At 71.5% G+C, this 20,306-nt stretch carries 18 protein-coding genes; 8 read left to right on the plus strand and 10 right to left on the minus strand.

The features are described 5' to 3' along the window. Positions 1-323 precede the first annotated feature (323 nt). Positions 324-1,229 (plus strand): LLM class flavin-dependent oxidoreductase, encoded by a 906-nt coding sequence (locus tag ACFKCF_RS02945; protein WP_394490303.1) that lies wholly within the window; start codon positions 324-326, stop codon positions 1,227-1,229. A gap of 34 nt (positions 1,230-1,263) precedes the next feature. Here the strand turns inward: ACFKCF_RS02945 and ACFKCF_RS02950 are convergent, their stop codons facing one another. The 5 genes from ACFKCF_RS02950 to ACFKCF_RS02970 all read right to left on the minus strand — a co-directional run bounded on the left by ACFKCF_RS02950 (position 1,264) and on the right by ACFKCF_RS02970 (position 5,814). Continuing rightward, on the minus strand, positions 1,264-1,830 hold the full coding sequence (locus ACFKCF_RS02950; RefSeq protein ID WP_394490305.1) for a calcium-binding protein: 567 nt from the start codon (positions 1,828-1,830) through the stop codon (positions 1,264-1,266). Between the two features lie 119 nt (positions 1,831-1,949). Next, positions 1,950-2,549 carry a DNA-binding response regulator gene (locus tag ACFKCF_RS02955; RefSeq protein WP_192786541.1) on the minus strand — a complete coding sequence of 200 codons (600 nt, stop codon included), beginning with the start codon at positions 2,547-2,549 and terminating at the stop codon, positions 1,950-1,952. After that, complete coding sequence (locus ACFKCF_RS02960) at positions 2,546-3,637, minus strand: sensor histidine kinase (protein ID WP_394490307.1); 1,092 nt, start codon at positions 3,635-3,637, stop codon at positions 2,546-2,548. Before ACFKCF_RS02960 ends, ACFKCF_RS02955 begins: the two co-directional genes overlap by 4 nt. Then, positions 3,634-4,752: a sensor histidine kinase gene (locus ACFKCF_RS02965; protein WP_394490309.1), complete on the minus strand. Its 1,119-nt coding sequence runs from the start codon at positions 4,750-4,752 to the stop codon at positions 3,634-3,636. Before ACFKCF_RS02965 ends, ACFKCF_RS02960 begins: the two co-directional genes overlap by 4 nt. Before the next feature lie 51 nt (positions 4,753-4,803). Beyond that, positions 4,804-5,814: a hypothetical protein gene (locus tag ACFKCF_RS02970; protein ID WP_394490311.1), complete on the minus strand. Its 1,011-nt coding sequence runs from the start codon at positions 5,812-5,814 to the stop codon at positions 4,804-4,806. Between the two features lie 118 nt (positions 5,815-5,932). Between ACFKCF_RS02970 and ACFKCF_RS02975 the strand changes: the two genes are divergently transcribed. From ACFKCF_RS02975 to mug, 5 genes are read left to right on the plus strand one after another with little or no spacing between them, the layout of a single operon-like run. Then, positions 5,933-6,847: an LLM class F420-dependent oxidoreductase gene (locus ACFKCF_RS02975; protein ID WP_394490313.1), complete on the plus strand. Its 915-nt coding sequence runs from the start codon at positions 5,933-5,935 to the stop codon at positions 6,845-6,847. A gap of 44 nt (positions 6,848-6,891) precedes the next feature. Then, complete coding sequence (locus ACFKCF_RS02980) at positions 6,892-8,379, plus strand: 3' terminal RNA ribose 2'-O-methyltransferase Hen1 (protein ID WP_394490315.1); 1,488 nt, start codon at positions 6,892-6,894, stop codon at positions 8,377-8,379. Next, positions 8,363-10,825, plus strand: a complete 2,463-nt coding sequence (locus ACFKCF_RS02985; protein ID WP_394490317.1) for a polynucleotide kinase-phosphatase — start codon at positions 8,363-8,365, stop codon at positions 10,823-10,825. The genes ACFKCF_RS02980 and ACFKCF_RS02985 overlap by 17 nt, the downstream gene beginning before the upstream one ends. Positions 10,826-10,874: 49 nt before the next feature. Further along, complete coding sequence (locus tag ACFKCF_RS02990) at positions 10,875-12,275, plus strand: sugar porter family MFS transporter (RefSeq protein WP_394490319.1); 1,401 nt, start codon at positions 10,875-10,877, stop codon at positions 12,273-12,275. Positions 12,276-12,285: 10 nt separating this feature from the next. Then, complete coding sequence (mug, locus tag ACFKCF_RS02995; protein WP_394490321.1) at positions 12,286-12,801, plus strand: G/U mismatch-specific DNA glycosylase; 516 nt, start codon at positions 12,286-12,288, stop codon at positions 12,799-12,801. On the opposite strand, the gene ACFKCF_RS03000 is transcribed toward mug, so the two are convergent. From ACFKCF_RS03000 to ACFKCF_RS03020, 5 genes are all read right to left on the minus strand, one after another. Continuing rightward, positions 12,771-13,622 (minus strand): CAP domain-containing protein, encoded by an 852-nt coding sequence (locus tag ACFKCF_RS03000; RefSeq protein WP_394490323.1) that lies wholly within the window; start codon positions 13,620-13,622, stop codon positions 12,771-12,773. The genes mug and ACFKCF_RS03000 overlap by 31 nt on opposite strands. Positions 13,623-13,965: 343 nt before the next feature. After that, complete coding sequence (locus ACFKCF_RS03005) at positions 13,966-14,535, minus strand: hypothetical protein (protein WP_394490325.1); 570 nt, start codon at positions 14,533-14,535, stop codon at positions 13,966-13,968. Between the two features lie 51 nt (positions 14,536-14,586). Beyond that, positions 14,587-15,072 (minus strand): hypothetical protein, encoded by a 486-nt coding sequence (locus tag ACFKCF_RS03010; RefSeq protein WP_394490327.1) that lies wholly within the window; start codon positions 15,070-15,072, stop codon positions 14,587-14,589. Between the two features lie 272 nt (positions 15,073-15,344). Continuing rightward, positions 15,345-16,595, minus strand: a complete 1,251-nt coding sequence (locus tag ACFKCF_RS03015) for a class I SAM-dependent RNA methyltransferase (protein WP_394490329.1) — start codon at positions 16,593-16,595, stop codon at positions 15,345-15,347. 9 nt (positions 16,596-16,604) lie between these two features. After that, positions 16,605-18,647, minus strand: coding sequence for an APC family permease (locus tag ACFKCF_RS03020; RefSeq protein ID WP_394490331.1), 2,043 nt, complete (start codon positions 18,645-18,647; stop codon positions 16,605-16,607). A gap of 102 nt (positions 18,648-18,749) precedes the next feature. On the opposite strand from ACFKCF_RS03020, the gene ACFKCF_RS03025 reads away from it, so the two are divergent. Continuing rightward, positions 18,750-19,415, plus strand: a complete 666-nt coding sequence (locus ACFKCF_RS03025) for a potassium channel family protein (protein WP_394490333.1) — start codon at positions 18,750-18,752, stop codon at positions 19,413-19,415. Continuing rightward, positions 19,415-20,074 (plus strand): TrkA family potassium uptake protein, encoded by a 660-nt coding sequence (locus ACFKCF_RS03030; protein WP_185077843.1) that lies wholly within the window; start codon positions 19,415-19,417, stop codon positions 20,072-20,074. Before ACFKCF_RS03025 ends, ACFKCF_RS03030 begins: the two co-directional genes overlap by 1 nt. Positions 20,075-20,306: the final 232 nt, after the last annotated feature.

Raw genomic sequence — 20,306 nt, forward strand, 5'->3', positions numbered from 1 at the left:
CCGCGCGGGGCGCGAAGGTTCGCACGTCTTCCATCGACCCCCGATGGGCCGGCTTGCTCTCGAGCGGGCGGCTGGGGCTCCCACCTGGGAGCGCTCCCAGGAAGGACGCAGAACGCGCTCCCGCCCTGGAGACCGGTGAGCGATCACTTTGGAGTAGTCACAGGCCGCGAGGGCCTGCTGAACCGGATAAGTACCGCGAACGTAAGTTCACGATGTCCGTGCCGTCAATACCCGTGACATTTTCGAGACGCGCCCCGCAAACGCTCTCACCGGTTCAATCTCCAGTTGACCTCGACCGCGATTGAGGTTGCAGGGTGGAGCGCATGGAGAGCTTCACGATCGGCGTCATCCTGCCGGGGGTCGCCGTGCAGCGGCGCGACGACCTAGACCTGCCGGCCGCCGCGCGGCACGCCGAGGACGCCGGGCTGGACGGCGTCTGGCACGGCGACCACCTGGCCATCGGCGGGCCGACACTGGACGGGCCCATCGCCCTGGCCGCCGCGGCGGCGGGCACCCGGCGGATCAAGGTCGGCATGAGCGTGTTCGTCCCCGCCATCCGGCCCCTCGCGTGGGCCGCCAAGCAGATCGCGACCCTGCAGCACGTCACCCGCGACCGCCTCGTCCTGGGAGTGGGCTCGGGCGGCGGAGCCGGGCAGTGGGCCGCCGCGGGGGCGCCCTACCGCTCGCGCGGCCGGCGTACCGACACGGCACTGGAGCTGCTGCCCCGGTTGCTGGCGGGTGAGGAGACGCGGCTGCGGGACGAGCCCGGCGAGCCGCTCGTGCGGCTGGCGCCCGCCACCCCGATGCCGCCGGTGTGGGTCGGCAACGCTTCCGACGCGGCCATCCGGCGGGCGGCGCTGCTCGGCGACGGCTGGTTCCCGTCCCTGATCCCGCCCAAGGAGGTGGCCGAAGGACGGGCCCGGCTCGCGGAGCTGGCCGCGGGCCGGGACCGTCCCGTGCCGGTCATCGCGATCGGCGGCACGGCGGCCCTGGGGAGCGGCGACGGCGTCCCGTCACGAGAGGAGATCGCGTCGGGCGTCGCCGCCGCCTACGGCCGTCCCTTGGAGGAGGTCCTGCCGATCCCGCTCACCGGCCCGCCGGAGCAGGCCGCCGAGGTGCTCGCCGCCTACCGCGACGCCGGGGCGAGCCACGCGGTCATCGGCGTGGCAGGCGGCGACTGGCGCACCCAGGTGAACCTGCTCGCGAAGGTAGGCGAACTGCTGCGGTGACGTCCCCGGCCGGGGACGTCACCGACATCCGCCGCTAGCTCTCGCAGAACAGCTCGGTCTCGGCGTCGCACCTGTCGGTGCCGGCGCCGCCGTCCGCCGTGTCCACGCCCGCGCCTCCCACGAGGACGTCGTTCCCGGCGAGCCCGCCGAGCTTGTCGTCGCCCTCGTCGCCGGAGGCGAGGTCCCTGCCGAGGCCCCCGACGAACCTGTCGGCCCCGGTCCCCAGGGCCACCTTGCTCGGCAGCGACGTCCGGTTCCTGAACGAGTCGTCCCCGGCGCCGGTGGCGGCCACGACCGCGGTGACGCCGGCGCTGGAGCAGTCGACCTCGTTGGCGGTCACGGCCACGCAGGCCGCGCCCGGGACGACCGTGTCGCCCGTGTTCCTGACGATCAGCGAGCCGTCGGTGTCGACGAACACCACGATGTCGTCGGCCACGTGGTCCCCGGTGATCTCCAGCGCCGAGCCGGTGACGCTCACGCCGGTGGCGGCGTGCGCGGGCCCGGCGATCGCGATCAGCGCGGCCGCCAGCGCGGCGCCCGCCGTCAGGGCGCGCACCCCGTGCCGGCGCAGAACGGTGCCCGTGTTCCCCCGTGTACTCATCAATCCCCCTCGGAGTAGGTCCCTCCGCCGATCGGAGGGCCGAGAACGAGTACAGCGCGGACGCCGCCGGCGGCTCAGTGCCCGAGCCCACAGGCGTTGTGTGCCTTATTGCGCGGTGCTCAGAGCCAGCCCATGCGCTGGGCCGTGCGGATGGCCTCCAGCCGGTTCTGGGCGTTGAGCTTGGTCATCGCGCTCGACAGGTAGTTGCGCACCGTGCCCTCGGTCAGGTGCAGCTCGGCCGCGATCCGCGAGATCGTGGCCCCGTCGCCGGCCAGCCGCAGCGCGTCACGCTCGCGCTCGGTCAGCGGGCTGTCTCCGGCGGCCATCGCGGCGGCGGCCAGCTCGGCGTCCAGGTAGCGGCCGCCCGCCTGGACCTTCCGGATCGCCATGGCCAGCTCCTCCGCCGAGGCGTCCTTGCCGAGGAAGCCGCTCACCCCCGCCGCCATGGCCCTGCGCAGGTAGCCGGGACGGCCCAGGCTCGTCAGGATGACGATCTTGCACTGCGCGCTGATCTGCTCGGCCGCGCTGAGGCCGTCCATGCCGGGCATCTCGATGTCGAGCACGGCCACGTCGGGCCGGTGCTCGGCCACGGCGGCCACGACCTCGTCGCCCCTGCCCACCTGGGCGACGACCTCGATGCCCTCCTCCAGGTCCAGCAGGGCCGCGATGGCACCCCTGATCAGGTGCTCGTCGTCCGCGAGTAACACTCTGGTCGTCATGCCGGCACCGCCGCCCGCAGCAGGTAGCCGCCCTCGTGCGTCGGCGCGGCCTCCAGGGTGCCGCCGGCCGCGCGTACGCGCTGGGCCAGCCCCGCCAGGCCGTTGGGCGCGTGCTCGCCCGGCGGCCCGCTCACCCCGTCGTTGGACATCTCCAGCACCCCATCCTCGATCGTGATCGTGCAGCGTCCGGCCGTGCTGTGCTTGAGCACGTTGGTGGCGCCCTCGCGCACGACCGTGGCCAGCAGCGTGCGGGTCTCCGGCGCCAGCGAGCCCGTCTCGGCGCGCACGGTGCATCGTACGTCCGCCGCCTCCAGCACGGCCCGCACGCTGGCGAGCATCTCGTCCAGATCGACCGCCCGGTAGCTCTGCACGACGGAGCGCACCTCGCGCAGCGACCGCCGGGCCAGGTCGCGTACCGCGAACATCTCCCCCGCCGCCGCCGCCGGGTCGGAGGGCAGCGTGCGCGAGGCGTCCTCGGTGCGGGCGGCGATGTCGGTGAGGCTCTGCCCGAGCAGGGCGGTCAGGTCGCGGGCGAAGCGCAGCCGCTCCTCCGAGACCGCCAGCCTGGCCTGCGCCTCCTGCCCCTCGTAGGCCTCCTTGGCCACCCGCCAGAGCCACAGGTTCGTCAGCACGCCGCCCACGCCCATGCCGGTGAACACCGACTGCACCAGGAGCGTGGCCCAGATGGGCACGCCCAGCAGTGCCACATAGAGGTTGAACAGCACGATCGACCCGACCGACAGGATCACGATGGTGCGCCTGCGGACGAAGGGCCCCAGCATGCCCAGCCACGCCGGGATGGCCCACAGGAACGTGGTGGCGAACATGACCAGGATGATCGCGCCGGTCACCGCCAGGATCGCGGTGGGCCGCCTGCCGCCCCGCATGGCCACCCGGTGCGGCCGCGTCGCCAGCACGTTGAAGACCAGCATCAGGGCGACGCCGGTCAGGACCACCGGCCACGGCATTCCGTTCTGCCACCGGACATAGAGGTCGTAGTAGCCGAAGAGGGTGAACATGTTGACGAGGTCGGTCGAGTAGACGATCACCCAGCGGATCTTGTCCAGCTTCGTCGCACGGCGTCTCACGCGGGCACCGCCGCTCGCAGCAGGAACTCGCCCGCCGGGGTCGGCTGGGCGGAGAAGGAGCCACCCGCCGTGACCAGCCGCTCCGACAGGCCCCGCAGGCCGCTGCCGGGTGCGGAGGGAGGCTCGGCCACGCCGTCGTTGAGCATCTCGAGCACGCCGCCGTCGATCGTGATCGCGCAGCGGGTGGCCGCGCTGTGCTTGAGCACGTTGGTGGTGCCCTCGCGGACCACCCAGGCCAGCAGCGTCCTGGCGGCCGGCGACAGCCCGTCGGCCCTGGCGTCGATCAGGCAGCGCGCGCCGGCCGCCTCCAACGCCACGCGCGCGCCGGCCAGCTCCTCGTCGAGGTCGAGCGTCTGGTATCCGTGCACCGCCTGCTGCACCTCGGCCAGCGACTCGCCGGCGAGCCGGTGCACCTGGACCATCTCGGCGGCCGCCCGCCCGGCGTCCTTGGTCGCCAGCTTGGCGGCCAGCTCGCTCTTCAGCGTGATCACCGACAGGCTGTGCCCGAGCAGGTCGTGCAGGTCGCGGGCGAAGCGCAGCCGCTCCTCCGACACCGCCAGCCTGGCCTTGGCCTCCTTGCCGTCGTGGGCGTCGCGGATCGTCCACCAGATCCAGCGCCAGACGAGCATGGCCGCCGTCAGCAGGACGGCACTGAACGTCTCGGCGACGAGCACCCCGACCCACGGCTGCCCGGTCACGGCTGTGACATAGCCGCTGACCAGGCCGACCACGGCCACGCCGAGGCAGAGGGTCGCGGCCAGGGGTAGGTAGAGGGCGGCGATCGACAGCCACAGGGCGCCGATCTCCAGCCAGCTGGGCACGCCCTCCAGCGGCTGGCGCGGCACCAGCGACACCGCGACCGCCGCGGACAGCCCCGCGAGCACCAGCTTCGGCGTGGGCCGCCGCTTGGCGTCGTAGGCGTCCCTGAGCAGGGAGGGGAAGAGGCTGAAGCACGCCAGCAGGCAGCTGAGGACGATCGCGGCTTGGAGCGGGGAGATCCGGCCGTTCACCAGGTAGACGACGGCGATCACCACGAACGTGACGCCGAGGAGCAAGATCGCGGCGTCCATCCAGTAGAGCAGGATCTTTCGCGCCGTCTCCGGACGCGCCGCCATCACGCCATCCCCCTGCCGCTGGAAACCTCGCCCGTCGCGGAAATCCTATAGTCAGGGAGAGGTCTGCCAAAGAATCCGTGACACGTCCGGCTTGGGGGCGACCCCGCGCAGCGACAGCCAGGCCAGCCCGTGGCGGGCGGCGTAGGCGGCCAGGGTCCGGGCGTCGACCTCGTTCAGGTCGCCCTCGCCCGCCAGCACCGGGGTGAGCGCGATGCGCGGCCAGGCCTCCTCGGGGTCATCCAGGCCCTGGGCCTGGGCGATCTGGTCCCTGGCCAGCAGCACGGCCTCCGCCACCCGGCGCAGGCGGCCGTCCGGGGCGCCGCGCGGCTCGATGTCGGCCAGCAGGTTGACGGTGGCGACCTCGGCGCCCGCCTGGCGGGTGGCCCGCAGCATCGCCACGTCGCGGGAGCCCAGCCCGTCCGGCTTCAGCGGCAGCGTGAAGCTGACCTGCAGCCGCCGCTCGCGCTGCATGGCATAGATGGCTCGCGCCCTGCGCAGCACGGCCGACTCGTCCTCGCTGTCGCTGACCTCGAAGTCGATGGTGCCGGCGTCGAACGCCCCGACCACCCTGCGGTAGGCGGCCGCGAGCCCGCCCGGCCTGGTGCAGGTGTCGGCCAGCTCCTCCCCCTCCGGGCCGCCGAACACGGGCGCGGCATCGCCGCCCAGCGCCCTGAGGCGGCCGATCCGGTTGGCCACGGGGTTGTTGCCGGGATCGAGCGGGTCGGACTGGGACGGACCATTCCATTTGGGCGCGCAGCCGTCGTCACCCGCGACGAGGTGGCCGAGCGCGTACCGGCGCACACCGGTGCGCCGGGTCTCCTTGGACAGGTCGAACTCGGGCTCGCGAGCGGTGTCGACGAACTCCACGAACGCCGCCTGCGGCTCCACCGCCACCGGTGGCGGGGCGGCAGGGGCGTGCCTCACCACCGGCGGCCTCGGCGCGAGCGTGGCGCCCGCGGGAAGCAGGCGCACGATCGTTCCCGTGGCGCCGGTGAGCGCGAGGGCCCCGAGGATCGCGAGTGGGCGCGGGAGCGTGCCCGGCTCCCTCTTGTGCCGCGGCATAGGCCACCCCACGTGGTCATTCGGCTACGTACAGGCGCTGACACGAACGGTAGCAAGCGCGCGAGCCGCTGTGCGGTCCTTTTCCGGCACGCGTCCGTTGTGTGCGGATAATGTCGTCATGAAGCTGCGGATCTTCACCGAGCCCCAGCAGGGCGCGACATATGACGACCTGCTCACCGTCGCCCAGGCCACCGAGCGACTGGGTTTTGATGCTTTCTTCCGTTCCGACCACTACATGCGCATCGGCCCCGGCGACCCGGGCGTCGGCTCGACCGACGCGTGGATCACGCTGGCCGGCCTGGCCAGGGAGACCTCGAGGATCCGGCTGGGCACCCTGGTGACGCCGGCGACGTTCCGGCTGCCCGGGCCGCTGGCGATCAGCGTCGCGCAGATCGACCAGATGAGCGGCGGCCGGGTCGAGCTGGGCTTCGGCACGGGCTGGTTCGACACCGAGCACTCGGCGTACGGCATCCCGTTCCCGCCGCAGAACGAGCGGTTCGGGCGGTTCGAGGAGCAGCTCGAGATCATCACGGGCCTGTGGACCGCGGAGAAGAGTTTCTCGTTCGAGGGCAGCTACTACCGGGTGGCCGACTCGCCCGCGCTGCCCAAGCCGGTCCAGCGGCCCAGGCCGCCGATCATCATCGGCGGATTCGGCGCCAAGCGCACGCCGAGGCTGGCGGCGGCGTACGCCGACGAGTACAACCTGCCGTTCCACACCCTGGCAGACACGGAGCAGGCATTCGCGCGGGTGCGCGCGGCCTGCGAGACGACGGGGCGCAGCCTGACCTACTCGGTGGCGCAGACCACCGTCGTGGGCGCGGATCGGGCGGAGGTCGAGCGGCGCGCGGCCGCCATCGGCGAGAACCCCGACACCCTGCCCGTGGGCGGCCTGTGCGGCACCCCGGCCGAGATCGTGGAGAAGATCGGCAAGTTCGCCGAGCTGGGCGCCGAGACGGTCTACCTCCAGATCATGGACCTGAGCGACCTGGAGCACCTGGAGCTGATCGCCGCGGAGGTGCTTCCGCACGTGTAAGTAATCATTGGCGGCGCTTCGCGGCGGTACGGCAGACTTGGGGCGTGCTGCTGACGATCACGACCACCGCGAGGCCCGCCACTGACCTGGGCTTTCTCCTGCACAAGCATCCCGGGCGAGTGCAGGAGTTCGGCCGGTCGTTCGGCACGGCGACGGTGTTCTACCCCGAGGCCGACGAGGAGCGCTGCACGGCGGCGCTCCTGCTCGAGGTGGATCCGATCGCGCTGGTGAGGTCGCGCGGCAAGAGCTCGCCCGACTTCAGCCTGTCGCAGTACGTCAACGACCGCCCTTACGCGGCCTCCTCGCTGCTGGCCGTGGCGCTGGCCGACGTGTTCCGCACGGCGCGGGCGGGCCGGTGCAAGGCCAGGCCCGAGCTGCCGGGCACGCCGCTGCCGCTGGAGCTGCGGCTGCCGGCGCTGCCCTGCCGGGGCGGCCCCGAGCTGGCCGCCAGGCTGTTCGAGCCGCTCGGGTGGGAGGTGGACGCGCAGGCCCTGCCGCTCGACGAGGGCTTCCCCGAGTGGGGTGACTCGCGCTATGTCCGGCTCACCCTGCGCGGCACGGCGCGCCTGGCCGACGCGCTCAACCACCTGTACGTGCTGCTGCCGGTGCTCGACGACGGCAAGCACTACTGGATCGCGCCCGACGAGGTCGACAAGCTGATCAGGGCGGGCGAGGGCTGGCTGCACGGCCACCCGGAGCGCGGCCTGATCACCCGGCGCTACCTGGGGCGGCGCTGGGCGCTGGCCCGCACCGCGCTGGCGCGCCTGGCCGAGCTGGGTGACGAGACCGAGGAGGAGCTGGAGCCCGCGCTCGAGGAGGACGCGCCCGCCGGGCAGACCGCCGCCGACGAGGCGTCCGCCGCCGAGGCCGAGGCTCAGGGCGACGCTCCCCAGGAGAAGGCCGCCCAACAGGAGGCTCCCAAGGCGAAGCCGCTCAACCTCCGGCGGCGCGAGGCGGTGCTGGCCAAGCTGGAGGAGCTCGGCGCGGTCAGCGTGATCGACCTGGGCTGCGGCCAGGGCGAGCTGGTCGGCGCGCTGCTGGCCAGGCCCAGGTTCGCCAGGGTCGGCGGCATGGACGTCTCGTCGATGGCGCTCACCATCGCCGCCCGCAAGCTGCGCCTGGACCGCATGCCCGACAGCAAGCGCGCCAGGCTCACCCTGTTCCAGGGCGCGCTCACGTACACCGACAAGCGGCTGTCCGGCTACGACGCCGCGGTGCTCATGGAGGTGATCGAGCACGTCGACCCGCCGCGCCTGACCGCGCTCGAACGCGTCGTGTTCGGCCGCGCCAGGCCGCGGCACGTGCTCGTCACCACCCCCAACATCGAGCACAACGTCCGCTACGAGTTCCTGACCGGCCTGCGCCACCCCGACCACCGCTTCGAGTGGACCCGGGCCGAGTTCGCCGCCTGGGCCACCGGGGTCGCCGGCGAGTACGGCTACCAGGTCGCGTTCGAGCCGGTGGGCGACGACGACCCCGAGGTCGGCCCGCCGACCCAGATGGGAGTGTTCACCCGTGATCAGCATTCCTGAGCTCTCGCTGGTGGTGCTCGTCGGCGTCTCGGGCAGCGGCAAGTCGACGTTCGCCAGCAAGCACTTCAAGCCCACGCAGGTCATCTCCTCCGACTTCTGCCGCGGCCTGGTCTCCGACGACGAGAACGACCAGTCGGCCACGCCCGCGGCGTTCGACCTGCTGCACCACATCGTCGGCGTGCGGCTGGCCAGGGGCCTGTTCACCGTGGTCGACGCCACCAACGTCCAGTACGCCGCCCGCAGGAACCTCATCGACCTGGCCAGGAAGCACGACGTGCTGTGCGACGCGATCGTGCTCGACGTGCCCGAGGAGGTGGCCGTCGAGCGCAACGCCGCCCGGCCCGACCGCGACTTCGGCCCCGGCGTGGTGATCCGCCAGCGCAAGGAGCTGCGGCGCTCGCTGAGCAGGATCTCCAACGACGGGTTCAGGCGGGTCCACGTGCTGCGCGGCCTCGGCGAGATCGACGACGCGGTGATCACGTACGAGAAGGCCTGGTCCGACAGGACCGAGCTGACCGGGCCCTTCGACATCATCGGCGACATCCACGGCTGCCGCTCGGAGCTGGAGGCGCTGCTGCGCAGGCTCGGCTGGGAGGGCCTCACACACCCGGAGGGCCGCACGGCCGTGTTCGTCGGCGACCTGGTCGACCGCGGGCCCGACACCCCCGGCGTGCTGCGCCTGGTGATGGACATGGTCGAGGCCGGCACCGCGATCTGCGTGGCCGGCAACCACGAGCAGAAGCTGGTGCGCGCGCTCAACGGCCGCAAGGTCACGGTCGCGCACGGCCTGCGGGAGTCGCTCGACCAGCTCGCGGCGCAGGAGCCGGAGTTCGTGGAGCGGGCCAGGACGTTCATGGACGGCCTGCTGAGCCACTACCGCCTCGACGGCGGCCGGCTCGTGGTCGCGCACGCGGGCCTGAAGGAGGCCTACCACGGCCGCGCCTCGGGCCGGGTGCGCGCCTTCGCCCTGTACGGCGACACGACCGGCGAGACCGACGAGTACGGCCTGCCCGTGCGCTACCCGTGGGCCGACGAATACCGCGGCCGGGCGATGGTCGTCTACGGCCACACCCCCACGGTCCGCCCCGAGTGGGTGAACAACACGATCTGCCTCGACACCGGCTGCGTCTTCGGCGGCCACCTGACCGCGCTGCGCTACCCGGAGCGGCAGATCGTCCAGGTCCCGGCGGAGAAGGTCTGGTACGAGCCGAGCAAGCCCCTCGGCGCGGGCTCGGCCCGCGACCCCGGCATGCTGGACATCAACGACGTGACCGGCACCCGGCACGTCGAGACCAGGTTCGGCACCAGGGTCAAGGTCCTGGAGGAGAACGCGGCCGCGGCCCTGGAGATCATGAGCCGGTTCGCGGTGGACCCGCGCTGGCTGGTCTACCTGCCGCCCACCATGGCGCCGCCGGAGACGTCCCGGCTGGACGGCTACCTGGAGCACCCGCACGAGGCGTTCGAGGAGTTCGCCGCCGCCGGGGTGCGCGAGGTCGTGTGCGAGGAGAAGCACATGGGCTCGCGGGCCGTCGCCGTGCTGGCCAGGACGCCTGAGGTGGCGGCGGCCAGGTTCGGCGTGACGGACGGCGGCGTGGGCGCCGTCTACACGCGCACCGGCCGGCCGTTCTTCGACGACACGGCGCCGCTGGTCGCGCGGCTGCGCGAGGCGTGCGAGCCGCTCTGGGCGGAGCTGGGCTCCGATTGGGTGGTGCTCGACTGCGAGCTGCTGCCCTGGTCGGCGAAGGCCGGCGAGCTGATCAGGTCGCAGTACGCCTCCGTCGGCGCGGCCGCCCGTGCGGCGCTGCCCGAGGCGGTCGCGGCTTTGGAAGCGGCGGCCGGGCGGGGAATGGACGTGGGCGGACTGCTGACCCGCACCCGGCGCCGCTCCCACAACGCTGCCCTGTTCCGCGACGCTTATGCGCGTTACTGCTGGCCGGTCGACGGTCTGGAGGGCATCCGGCTGGCGCCCTTCCAGATCCTCGCCTGCGAGGGGCGGGCCACGGCGCTGGAGCCGCACGCCTGGCACCTGTCCACGCTGGCGCTGCTCGACTCGCCGCTGATCGCCCCCACCAGGCACGTCTTCGTCACGCTCGACTCGCCCGAGTCGAGGGCCTCGGCGACCGAGTGGTGGGAGTCCCTGACGGCGGCGGGCGGTGAGGGCATGGTGGTCAAGCCCGCCGCGTACGTCCCCGGGCGGGTGCAGCCCGGCGTGAAGGTGCGCGGGCGCGAATACCTGCGCATCATCTACGGCCCCGACTACACCGAGTCGCTCGACGTGCTGCGCCGGCGCTTCCTGGGCAAGAAGCGCTCGATGGCGCTGCGCGAGTACGCGCTGGGGTTGGAGGCGCTGTCGCGGCTTGCGGAGGGCGAGGCGGCCTGGCGGGTGCACGAGCCGGTCTTCGCGGTGCTGGCCCTGGAGTCGGAGCCCGTGGATCCCCGGCTCTGACTAACGCCATGACCTGCGGGTATGTCCCCAACCACGGGGAAGGACCTGCATGGCTACCAAGTTCGCGCACCACGAGCACCTCGGCCACGTCGTCTTCATCACGGCGGCCGCGGCCATCGGGGGGTTCCTGTTCGGCTACGACAGCGCCGTCATCAACGGCGCCGTCGTCGGCATCCAGAAGTACTTCCGCGTGGGGCCGGTCGAGATCGGGTTCGTGGTGGCCATCGCGCTGCTCGGGTCCGCCGTGGGGGCGTGGGCGGGCGGCGGGCTGGCCGACCGGCTGGGGCGCACCAGGACGATGCAGGTGGCGGCGCTGCTGTTCGCGGTCAGCTCGATCGGTCAGATGCTGCCGTTCGCCATCTGGGACCTCGCGTTCTGGCGCGTGATCGCGGGCTTCGCGATCGGCATGGCCTCGGTGATCGGGCCCGCGTACATCGCCGAGGTGGCCCCGCCCGCCTACCGGGGGCGGCTGGGCTCCTTCCAGCAGCTGGCGATCGTGCTCGGCATCGCGGTCTCGCAGCTCGTCAACTACGTGATCGCCCAGCTGGCCGGCGGCAACGTGAACAACCCCCTCTGGGGCCTGCAGGCGTGGCAGTGGATGCTGGGCGCCTGCGTCGTGCCCGCCCTGTTCTACCTGACGTTCGCGCTGATCATCCCCGAGTCGCCGCGCTACCTGATCATGTCGGGGCGTACCAGGAGGGCCCGCGAGGTGCTGGCCGAGATCGAGCCCGAGGGCGTGGACATCGAGGCCCACATCGCGGAGATCCAGCACGTGCTGCGCACCCAGCGGGTGCCGGGGCTGAAGGACCTGCGCGGGCCCGGGCTCGGGCTGCTGCCGATCGTCTGGATCGGGATCGGCCTGTCGGTCTTCCAGCAGTTCGTCGGCATCAACGTGATCTTCTACTACTCGTCCGTGCTGTGGCAGTCGGTCGGCATCAACCAGAGCGCCTCGCTGCTGATCAGCTTCTCCAGCTCGATCATCAACATCGTGGGCACGTTCATCGCGATCTCGCTGGTGGACAGGATCGGTCGCAAGCCGCTGCTCCTGATCGGCTCCGCGGGCATGGCGGTCTCGCTGGCCACCGCGGCGTGGGCGTTCAGCGCGGCCAGGACGGTGGGGAAGACGGTCACGCTGCCGGACCCGCAGGGGCTGATCGCGCTCGTGGCGGCCAACGTGTTCGTGCTGTTCTTCGCCCTGTCCTGGGGCGTGGTGGTCTGGGTGCTGCTGGGCGAGATGTTCCCGAACCGCATCCGCGCCGCCGCCCTGGGCGTCTCCGCCGGGGCCCAATGGATCGCGAACTGGGCGGTCACGGTGACGTTCCCGGCGCTGGCGGACTGGAACCTGCCCCTCACCTACGCCATGTACGCGATCTTCGCGGTGCTGTCGTTCCTGTTCGTCACGAAGTGGGTGCGCGAGACCAAGGGCCGCAAACTCGAAGACATGGGCTAATCTCCGGCACGTGATTGACGACGTCCTGGCCCCCTCGCTCGACGTGCTGTTCTGCGGCATCAATCCCGGCCTCATGTCCGAGGCCACCGGCCACCACTTCGCCCGCCCCGGCAACCGCTTCTGGCCCGCGCTGCACCTGTCCGGCTTCACGCCGCGCCTGCTGGCCCCCGCCGAGCAACACCTCCTCCCCTCGTACGGCCTGGGCATCACGAACATCGTCGCCCGCCCGAGCGCCAAGGCGTCGGAGCTGACCAAGGAGGAGCTGGTCGAGGGCGGCCTGGCCCTGGCCGCGAAGGTGGCGGCCGCGGCGCCGACGATCCTGGCGGTGCTGGGGATCTCGGCGTACCGCACGGCCTTCGTCCGGCCCAAGGCCCGCATCGGCCCCCAGGACGAGCTCGTCGGTGGGGCCAGGGTGTGGGTGCTGCCCAACCCGAGCGGGTTGAACGCCCACTGGACCCTGGCCACCATCGCCGACGAGATGGGACGGCTGCGCGGTTACTTGGCCGCGAAGTCCTGGGTCCAGTAGATCCGGCCCTGGGAGTTCTTGGCCACGCCGACGCCGATCAGGTTGTACCGGCAGTTCATGATGTTGGCCCGGTGGCCCGCGCTGTTCATCCAGCCCTCGACCACGGAGGCCGGGGAGGGCTGGCCGAAGGCGATGTTCTCGGCGAAGGCCGTGCCTCCGCTGAAGCCGGCCCCGCGGATGCGGTCCATGAAGCTGCGGCCGTCCTTGGAGGTGTGGTCGAAGTAGCCCTGCTTCGCCATGTCGTCGGAGTGGCCGAACGCGGCGGCGCGGAGCTGCGGGTCGTGCTTGAGCGGCTGGCAGCCGCCCTTGGCCCGCTCGGCGTTGGTCAGCCTGAGGACCTCGTTCTCCTCGGCCGTGCCGACGGTCCCTCCGGACGACGGGGGCGGCGCGGTGGGCGTCGGGGTGGACGTGCCCGTGGGGGTGGGCGTCGGCGTGCTGTCAGGGGCGCAGTTCAGCCGGACGGCCCGTGACTTGGCGGTGCCGCCGCGATAGTCGGTCGCGACCGCGTAGTAGGTGCCCGGTTTGCAGGCGAGTGTCAGGGTGATGCGGCCGTCCTTGGAGGCCCCGCTCTTGATGACGGGGTCGGGGCCCGGGACGGCGCGCTTGATGCGGATGCGCAGGAGTGCGGTGTCGTCGCAGCCACGGCGGGTGGCGAACGACTTGATCTTCAATGCGTTGGTGAGGCTGGGCTTGGCCACGTTCACGCGGCAGGAGGCCGTCGCCTCAGCCGAGCTCTGCGCCGCGGCCTCGGCCGCACCGATCGGCGCGCAGAGCGCCGCCAGGCCGATGAGCCCGGCAAATACCCCAATGGGTCTACGCATAGGGGATTCCCTCCAGTTGCCATAGACGCTGGATGGCAAGGCATTCTGTCGGGAACGAGACCGACTTGTCACTCAATTGCGACATAAATCTCGAAACTCAGGTAAACCAGAGTGCCATCTGAGGCGTCAGTGCCCCCGCTGCCGCGGGCCCGAAACCCCTGTCTCGCCGGGCTTTGCGCGCCCATGGCTCCCGTGGAAGCCACCTGGAGATACGCGGGGGATCACTTGGGGGTTCACGAAGAAGCCCGCGGCGCATCCTGCGCCGCGGGCTGAGGAGGGCCCGGTCATCGGGAGGTCTTACGATCACTGACCAGCAGTCGCCGTACGCCGCCGATGCGCCCGATCAGCCGTCTACGGCCGCGCGAAAGGCTCTCAGCGACTCTTCGAATCCTGCGCGTGCCTTCCGGTAGGAATGCTTCGAAGCGCCTGCCGCCTCAACCAGCCGTCCCATGTGCTCGCTGAGGTCGCGTGCCGCCGCGACCACCCGGCGGGAGCGGCGGTCTCTCCACAGGCTGATGTCGACGAGCAGCTTGGTGATCCGCTCCAGCCTCGGCATGATCACCTGGTGAAACTCGGCTGCCAGAGCCTGCCTGTCGCGCCGGCTGTCGCGCGCCACCTCCGCGATCCTTCCGTGCCAGCCTGGCGTCCTTCGGCCGAGCGGGAAGATGCTCAGCAGCTTCATCGCCGATGGAACGAACCACGGATCGCTCGCCCACGTGGTGCGGTACGCCTGGACGCCGGCGCTGAGAGCCGTTGCCCCGGAGAGCACATCGGACACGGCCTGCTCTCGGGCGCTGCGCTCGTCTGCCCGGTTGCGGCGCCACTGTTGAAGGCCGGTCCCCGCGAAGGTGACGATCGTCCCGGCGAGGGTGCCTCCCACGCCGATGCAGGCGACAAGCAGCGCTTCGGTCACGTCGAGCACCCTACGGTCTGGGCGGCCGGGCTGTGCGGACGTTTTGGCATGTCAACGCCGCCAGTGGCCGCCGCGGCACACGTAGGTGCGGCCCCGGGAGGTTCCGACCGCGCCCGGCGTGCCGCAGAAGCCGCCCGGGTGCACGTTGCCGACCTGGACGGGTTGCGGTTCGGGTCGAGGACGCGGCTCCCGAGCCTTCTTCGGCTCGGGGCGAGGACGCGGCTCCCGAGGCTTCTTCGGCTCGGGTCGCCTGCCTTTGGCGGGGTCCCGGTCGTCGATGTCGCGGATGACGTCCACGCCGTCCCCGTCGTCGTCGCTGTCGTAGACATCCGCTGTGCCGTCGTCATCCAGGTCGGGGGCCGGCTCCGGCGTCCAGGGCGGGTACGACGGGATGGGGGGTGCGGTGTAGGCGATGCGGGGCGTGGGAGTGTCGCCGCCGAAGAGGGCGTTGCAGCCGACCACGATGAACAGGAGGGCGGCGGCGAGGCACCCGAGCCCCTTCGTGTTGCTGCCTGCCGCGGGCTTGGCGTTGGGCATTGAGCGTCCCTCCCGGATGCGATGAGCACAGACGGTAGGTGAGACGCTGCGTTGAGCTACTTGGTTGGGCGCGAGGTCGTTACCTCCGGGGTTACGGAGTTCCTCCACATGTGCCGCACGGTGCTCCGATCGCCCGCCCTCGACGAACGCCCCGTCACCGGTTTTGATGGCGGGGCATCATGATCGTGCGTCGCACGTGCGTCATGATCTTGGGAATCCGAGACACACCCTGAGACTCATGCAGTTGTCCCGTTGCTGGTCAGAGCCATGAGCTACTGCTTGGCCAGCAGGGCCACGCACTCCACGTGGTGGGTCATCGGGAAGGCGTCGAAGGCCCGCAGGTCGGAGAGCGGGTAGCCGAGCTCCGCCAGCCAGGCCAGGTCCCGCGCCAGCGTGGCCGGGTCGCAGGAGACGTACACGATCCGCTGGGCCTCCAGCGAGGCGATCCGCTCGACCACCTCGCGCCCCAGCCCGGACCTCGGCGGGTCCACGACCACGAGGTCCGCGCGCTCGATCTGGAAGCGGTCCAGCGCCTCCTCGACCCGTCCCCGCTCCACCCGGGCCTGCGGCAGGTCGCGGAGGTTGGCGCGGGCGTCGCGGACGGCCGCCGCCTCCGACTCCAGCCCGAACACCGCCCCCTCGGCCCCCACGGCCTCCGCCAGCCCGGCGGCGAACAGCCCCACCCCGCAGTAGAGGTCGAGCGCCCACTCCCCCGGCTCCGGCGCCGCGTAGGCCAGCACCGCGTCCAGCAGCGTCTCGGCGGCGCCCGGGTGCACCTGCCAGAAGCCGCTGCCCGCCACCCGGAACCCGCGGTCACCGACCTGCTCGTGCAGCACCCCGGAGCCGCGGCGCGGCACCGTACGGCCCTTGCCCTGGTCGAGGAGGACCGAGGCGGGCGCGTCGAGCTCGGGCACGGTGACGCTGCGGCGCGGCCTGGGCGAGACGACCACGGCCCGGTCGCCGGCCGAGGACGCGATGACCTCGACGCCGGCCGCGCCCGGCCAGGCGCGCTGCTCCGCCCCGACCGCCTCCACCTCCGGGTGGGCGATCAGGCAGGCGTCCACGACCTCGATGTCGTGCGCACGGTGCCGGCGGAAGCCCAGCTCACCGCTGGGCCGGGCGGCGAACTGGACGCGGGTGCGCCAGCCGAGCCCGTCCTTGGCGCCCGGCACCTCCTCCACCACGACCTCGCGCGACAGGCCCGCGAGCCGCTTCAGCTGCTCGGCCACGACCTGCGCCTTGAGCCGCCGCTGCGCCTCGAGCGTGGCGTGCTGCCAGTCGCAGCCGCCGCAGCGGCCGGGGCCGGCGTACGGGCAGGGCGGGACGACGCGGTCGGGCGAGGGCTCAAGGATCTCCACGGCGTCGGCACGAAGGAACCTGGCGGTCTCCTCGGTGACGTCGGCGATCACCCGCTCGCCCGGCAAGGCGTGCCGTACGAACACCACGCGCCCTTCATGGCGCGCCACACACCAGCCGCCGTGCGCGACCGGACCTACCGTCAGCTCGAGAGATGCCTGTTCCACAGGGACACCCTATGCCCGAGCCTGCTCCCCATCTTTGGCGGTCTGCTCCCAGGGACGGCGCACCGCGCCCGGCGCGAACGGCTCCGGCCTGCCCTTGAGGCGGTCGGAGGAGTGCAGCTGCCAGGGCACGCTCGTCACCATGACCCCCGGCTTGAACAGCAGCCGCGCCTTCAGCCTGAGCGCGCTCTGGTTGTGCAGCGCGTGCTCCCACCAGTGGCCGACCACGTACTCGGGGATGAACACGGTCACCACGTCGCGCGGCGAGCGCCGCCGCAGGGTCTTGACGTAGTCGAGGATGGGCTGGGTGATCTCGCGGTACGGCGAGTCGAGCATCTTGAGCGGCACCGGGATGCCCCGCCGCTCCCACTCCTCCTGCAGCTTGCGCGCGTCCTCGCCCTCGACGCCCACCGTGATGGCCTCCAGCGTGGACGGCCTGGTGGCGCGGGCGTAGGCCAGTGCGCGCATGGTCGGCTTGTGCAGCTTGGAGACGAGCACGATCGCGTGGTTGCGGGCGGGCAGCATGGCCGGCTCGTACTCCTCGCTGATCTCCAGCTCGGCCGCCACGTTGTCGTAGTGGCGCCTGATGCCCCTCATCATCAGGAACAGGATCGGCATCGCGATGCACACGATCCACGCCCCGACCAGGAACTTCGTCAGCAGCACGACCACCAGCACGAGCCCCGTCATGATCCCGCCGAAGAAGTTGATCACGCGGGAGCGGTGCATCTGGTGGCGCACCTTGGGGTCGGTCTCGGTCTTCAGGTGGCGGGTCCAGTGGATGACCATGCCGGTCTGGCTGAGCGTGAACGAGACGAAGACGCCGACGATGTAGAGGTTCAGCAGGCGGCTGACGTCGGCCTGGAACCCCCACAGCAGCAGGCACGCGCCGAGCGCGAGGATGATGATGCCGTTGGAGAAGGCCAGCCGGTCGCCGCGGGTGTGGAGCTGGCGCGGCAGGTAACGGTCCTGCGCCAGGATGGCGCCGAGCACCGGGAAGCCGTTGAAGGCCGTGTTGGCGGCCAGGAAGAGGATCAGGGCGGTCACCGCCGAGATCACCACGAACGGCAGCGATCCCCCGCCGAACACCGCGTCGGCCACCTGGGAGATGATCGGCTGCTGGTAGTAGCCGGGGCCGACGGGCGTCCCGTCGGGCAGGTGCAGGTCGGTGGCGACCACGGACGGCTCGGCGACCTTCACGCCCGACGCGAGGCCGAGCGCGATGATGCCGCCGAACATCGTGATCGCGACCAGGCCCATCATCAGCAGCGTGGTGGCGGCGTTCCTGCTCTTGGGCTTTCTGAAGGCGGGCACGCCGTTGCTGATGGCCTCGACACCCGTCAGGGCGGCGCAGCCGGAGGAGAACGCGCGCAGGATCAGGAACGCGGCGGCGAAGGCGGTCAGGTTGGTCTGCTCGGGCTCGATGGTGAAGTGGGCGCTCGGCGCCTCGAGCTGCTCACCCAGCACCAGCAGCCGGAACCAGCCCCAGGCGATCAGGCCCAGAACGGCGATCATGAACGCGTACGTGGGGACGGCGAAGGCGGCGCCGGACTCGCGGATGCCGCGCAGGTTGATCACCGTGAGGAGGATCACGATGGCGATGGCGATGGCGGGCCTGTGCTGGCCCACGAACGGAATCGTGGCGCCGACGTAGTCGACGCCGTTGGCGACGGAAACGGCGACCGTGAGCACGTAGTCGACCATGAGCGCGCTGGCGACGGTGAGCCCGGCGTTCTTGCCGAGGTTGGTGGTCGCGACCTCGTAGTCCCCGCCGCCGCTCGGATAGGCGTGCACGTTCTGCCGGTACGACGCCACGACGGTGAGCATCACGACCACGACGGCGATCGCGATCCAGGGACTGTAGGTGAAGAAGGAGACTCCGGCCAATGACAGGATGACCAGAATCTCTTGTGGCGCATACGCCACAGAAGAGAGCGCGTCACTCGCGAAAACCGGCAGTGCTATCCGTTTTGGGAGGAGTTGCTCGTGAAGCTGCCCGCTACGCAGGGCGCGCCCCACGAGCAAGCGTTTGACAAGATCCGTTACCTTCGCCACGTAACGAGATGCTAGCCCCATGCCGAGGCCTTAAACGAGGCGCTCCCCCCTCGGGCCATACTGGTGTCCAGCAATGGGCCGACCGCGAAAGTGCGGGGGGAAATGCATATAGTGATCATGGGGTGTGGCCGGGTCGGTTCGACTCTCGCTCATATCCTCGAGGACAGCGGCCATTCCGTCGCCATCATCGACCGCGACCCACAGGCGTTCCGGCGGCTTCGCGCCGGGTTCCGAGGGCGGCGGGTGACGGGTGTGGGCTTCGATCGCGACGTGCTCACCGAGGCCGGCATCGAGTCCGCCGCCGCGTACGTCGCGGTCTCCAGCGGCGACAACTCCAACATCATCTCCGCCCGGGTGGCCCGCGAGACGTTCGGCGTGGACAACGTGGTGGCCCGCATCTACGACCCCCGCCGCGCCGAGGTCTACCAGCGGCTCGGCATCCCCACGGTGGCTACCGTACGGTGGACTGCCGACCAGATCCTGCGCCGCATCCTCCCCGAGGGCGCCGAGCCGCTCTGGCGCGACCCCACGGGCACGATCATCCTGGCCGAGGTCACCGCCAACCCCGAGTGGATCGGCACCCGCGTCGTCGACCTCGAGCACCGCGTCAAGACGCGCGTGGCCTTCATCAACCGCATGGGCGAGGCCCTGACCATCACGGAGGACAGCGTGGTGCAGGAGGGCGACGTGCTCCACGTCATCGCCGCGGAGAACGACATGGACCGGATCAACAAGGTGCTCGCCGCGGCACCGGAAGAGGACGAGTGATGCGCGTCGCCATCGCCGGAGCGGGCGCCGTGGGCCGCTCCATCGCGGCCGAGCTCCTGGAGAACGGCCACGAGGTCCTGCTCATCGACGTGGACCCCCGGGCCATCAAGATCGACAGCGTGCCGCGCGCCGAATGGCTCCTCGCCGACGCCTGCGAGATCGCCTCCCTCGACGAGGCCGGGCTCAGCAACTGCCACGTCGTGGTCGCCTCCTCCGGCGACGACAAGGTCAACCTGGTGGTCTCACTGCTGGCCAAGACCGAGTACGGCGTGCCGCGCGTGGTGGCCCGCATCAACCACCCCAACAACGAGTGGCTGTTCAACGAGTCCTGGGGCGTCGACGTGGCCGTCTCGACCCCGCGCCTGCTGAGCGCCCTGGTGGAGGAGGCGGTCAGCGTCGGCGACCTCGTCCGCCTGATGACCTTCCGCCAGGGCCAGGCCAACCTCGTGGAGCTCACCCTGGCCGAGGACGCCCCAGTCGTGGGCCAGCGAGCCGGCTCGGTGCCGTGGCCGGTGGACTCGGCCCTGGTGGCGATCCTGCGGGAGGGCCGGGTCCTGGTGCCGACGGCGGACGACCCGCTGGAGGCGGGCGACGAACTGCTGTTCGTCGCCAACCAGGAGGTGGAGCAGGAGCTCGCCCACCTCCTCTCCCAGCACTAGCCGGTACGCGTTCCGGGGGTTCCGGGGAGTTCCGGGGTTCCGGGGGCGAAAAGCAAGGTCCTCGCATTGTGAGGCGCTTCGCGCCATGTGAGCACTCGGGCCCTGCCTCCCAGGGGCTCCGCCCCTTCGACCCCGCAACGGCGCGGTCCTCGCTTGAAGGCGCGCTGCGCGCGATGAGAGCTCGGGCAGCGCTCTGTGGGGGCAAGCCCCCACACCCCCAGGCGGGGACCTG

Origin of the sequence: Nonomuraea sp. JJY05 (assembly GCF_043496855.1) — a bacterium.
Lineage (GTDB): Bacteria > Actinomycetota > Actinomycetes > Streptosporangiales > Streptosporangiaceae > Nonomuraea.

Excerpts from the sequence above, each read along its gene's own strand:
- ACFKCF_RS02975 (WP_394490313.1), top strand. The coding sequence starts at position 5,933 with ATGAAGCTGCGGATCTTCACCGAGCCCCAGCAGGGCGCGACATATGAC.
- ACFKCF_RS02970 (WP_394490311.1), bottom strand. The coding sequence starts at position 5,814 with ATGCCGCGGCACAAGAGGGAGCCGGGCACGCTCCCGCGCCCACTCGCG.
- ACFKCF_RS03000 (WP_394490323.1), bottom strand. The coding sequence starts at position 13,622 with ATGCGTAGACCCATTGGGGTATTTGCCGGGCTCATCGGCCTGGCGGCG.
- ACFKCF_RS02945 (WP_394490303.1), top strand. The coding sequence starts at position 324 with ATGGAGAGCTTCACGATCGGCGTCATCCTGCCGGGGGTCGCCGTGCAG.
- ACFKCF_RS03025 (WP_394490333.1), top strand. The coding sequence starts at position 18,750 with ATGCATATAGTGATCATGGGGTGTGGCCGGGTCGGTTCGACTCTCGCT.
- ACFKCF_RS03010 (WP_394490327.1), bottom strand. The coding sequence starts at position 15,072 with ATGCCCAACGCCAAGCCCGCGGCAGGCAGCAACACGAAGGGGCTCGGG.
- ACFKCF_RS02955 (WP_192786541.1), bottom strand. The coding sequence starts at position 2,549 with ATGACGACCAGAGTGTTACTCGCGGACGACGAGCACCTGATCAGGGGT.
- ACFKCF_RS02990 (WP_394490319.1), top strand. The coding sequence starts at position 10,875 with ATGGCTACCAAGTTCGCGCACCACGAGCACCTCGGCCACGTCGTCTTC.
- ACFKCF_RS02965 (WP_394490309.1), bottom strand. The coding sequence starts at position 4,752 with ATGGCGGCGCGTCCGGAGACGGCGCGAAAGATCCTGCTCTACTGGATG.
- ACFKCF_RS03030 (WP_185077843.1), top strand. The coding sequence starts at position 19,415 with ATGCGCGTCGCCATCGCCGGAGCGGGCGCCGTGGGCCGCTCCATCGCG.
- ACFKCF_RS02950 (WP_394490305.1), bottom strand. The coding sequence starts at position 1,830 with ATGAGTACACGGGGGAACACGGGCACCGTTCTGCGCCGGCACGGGGTG.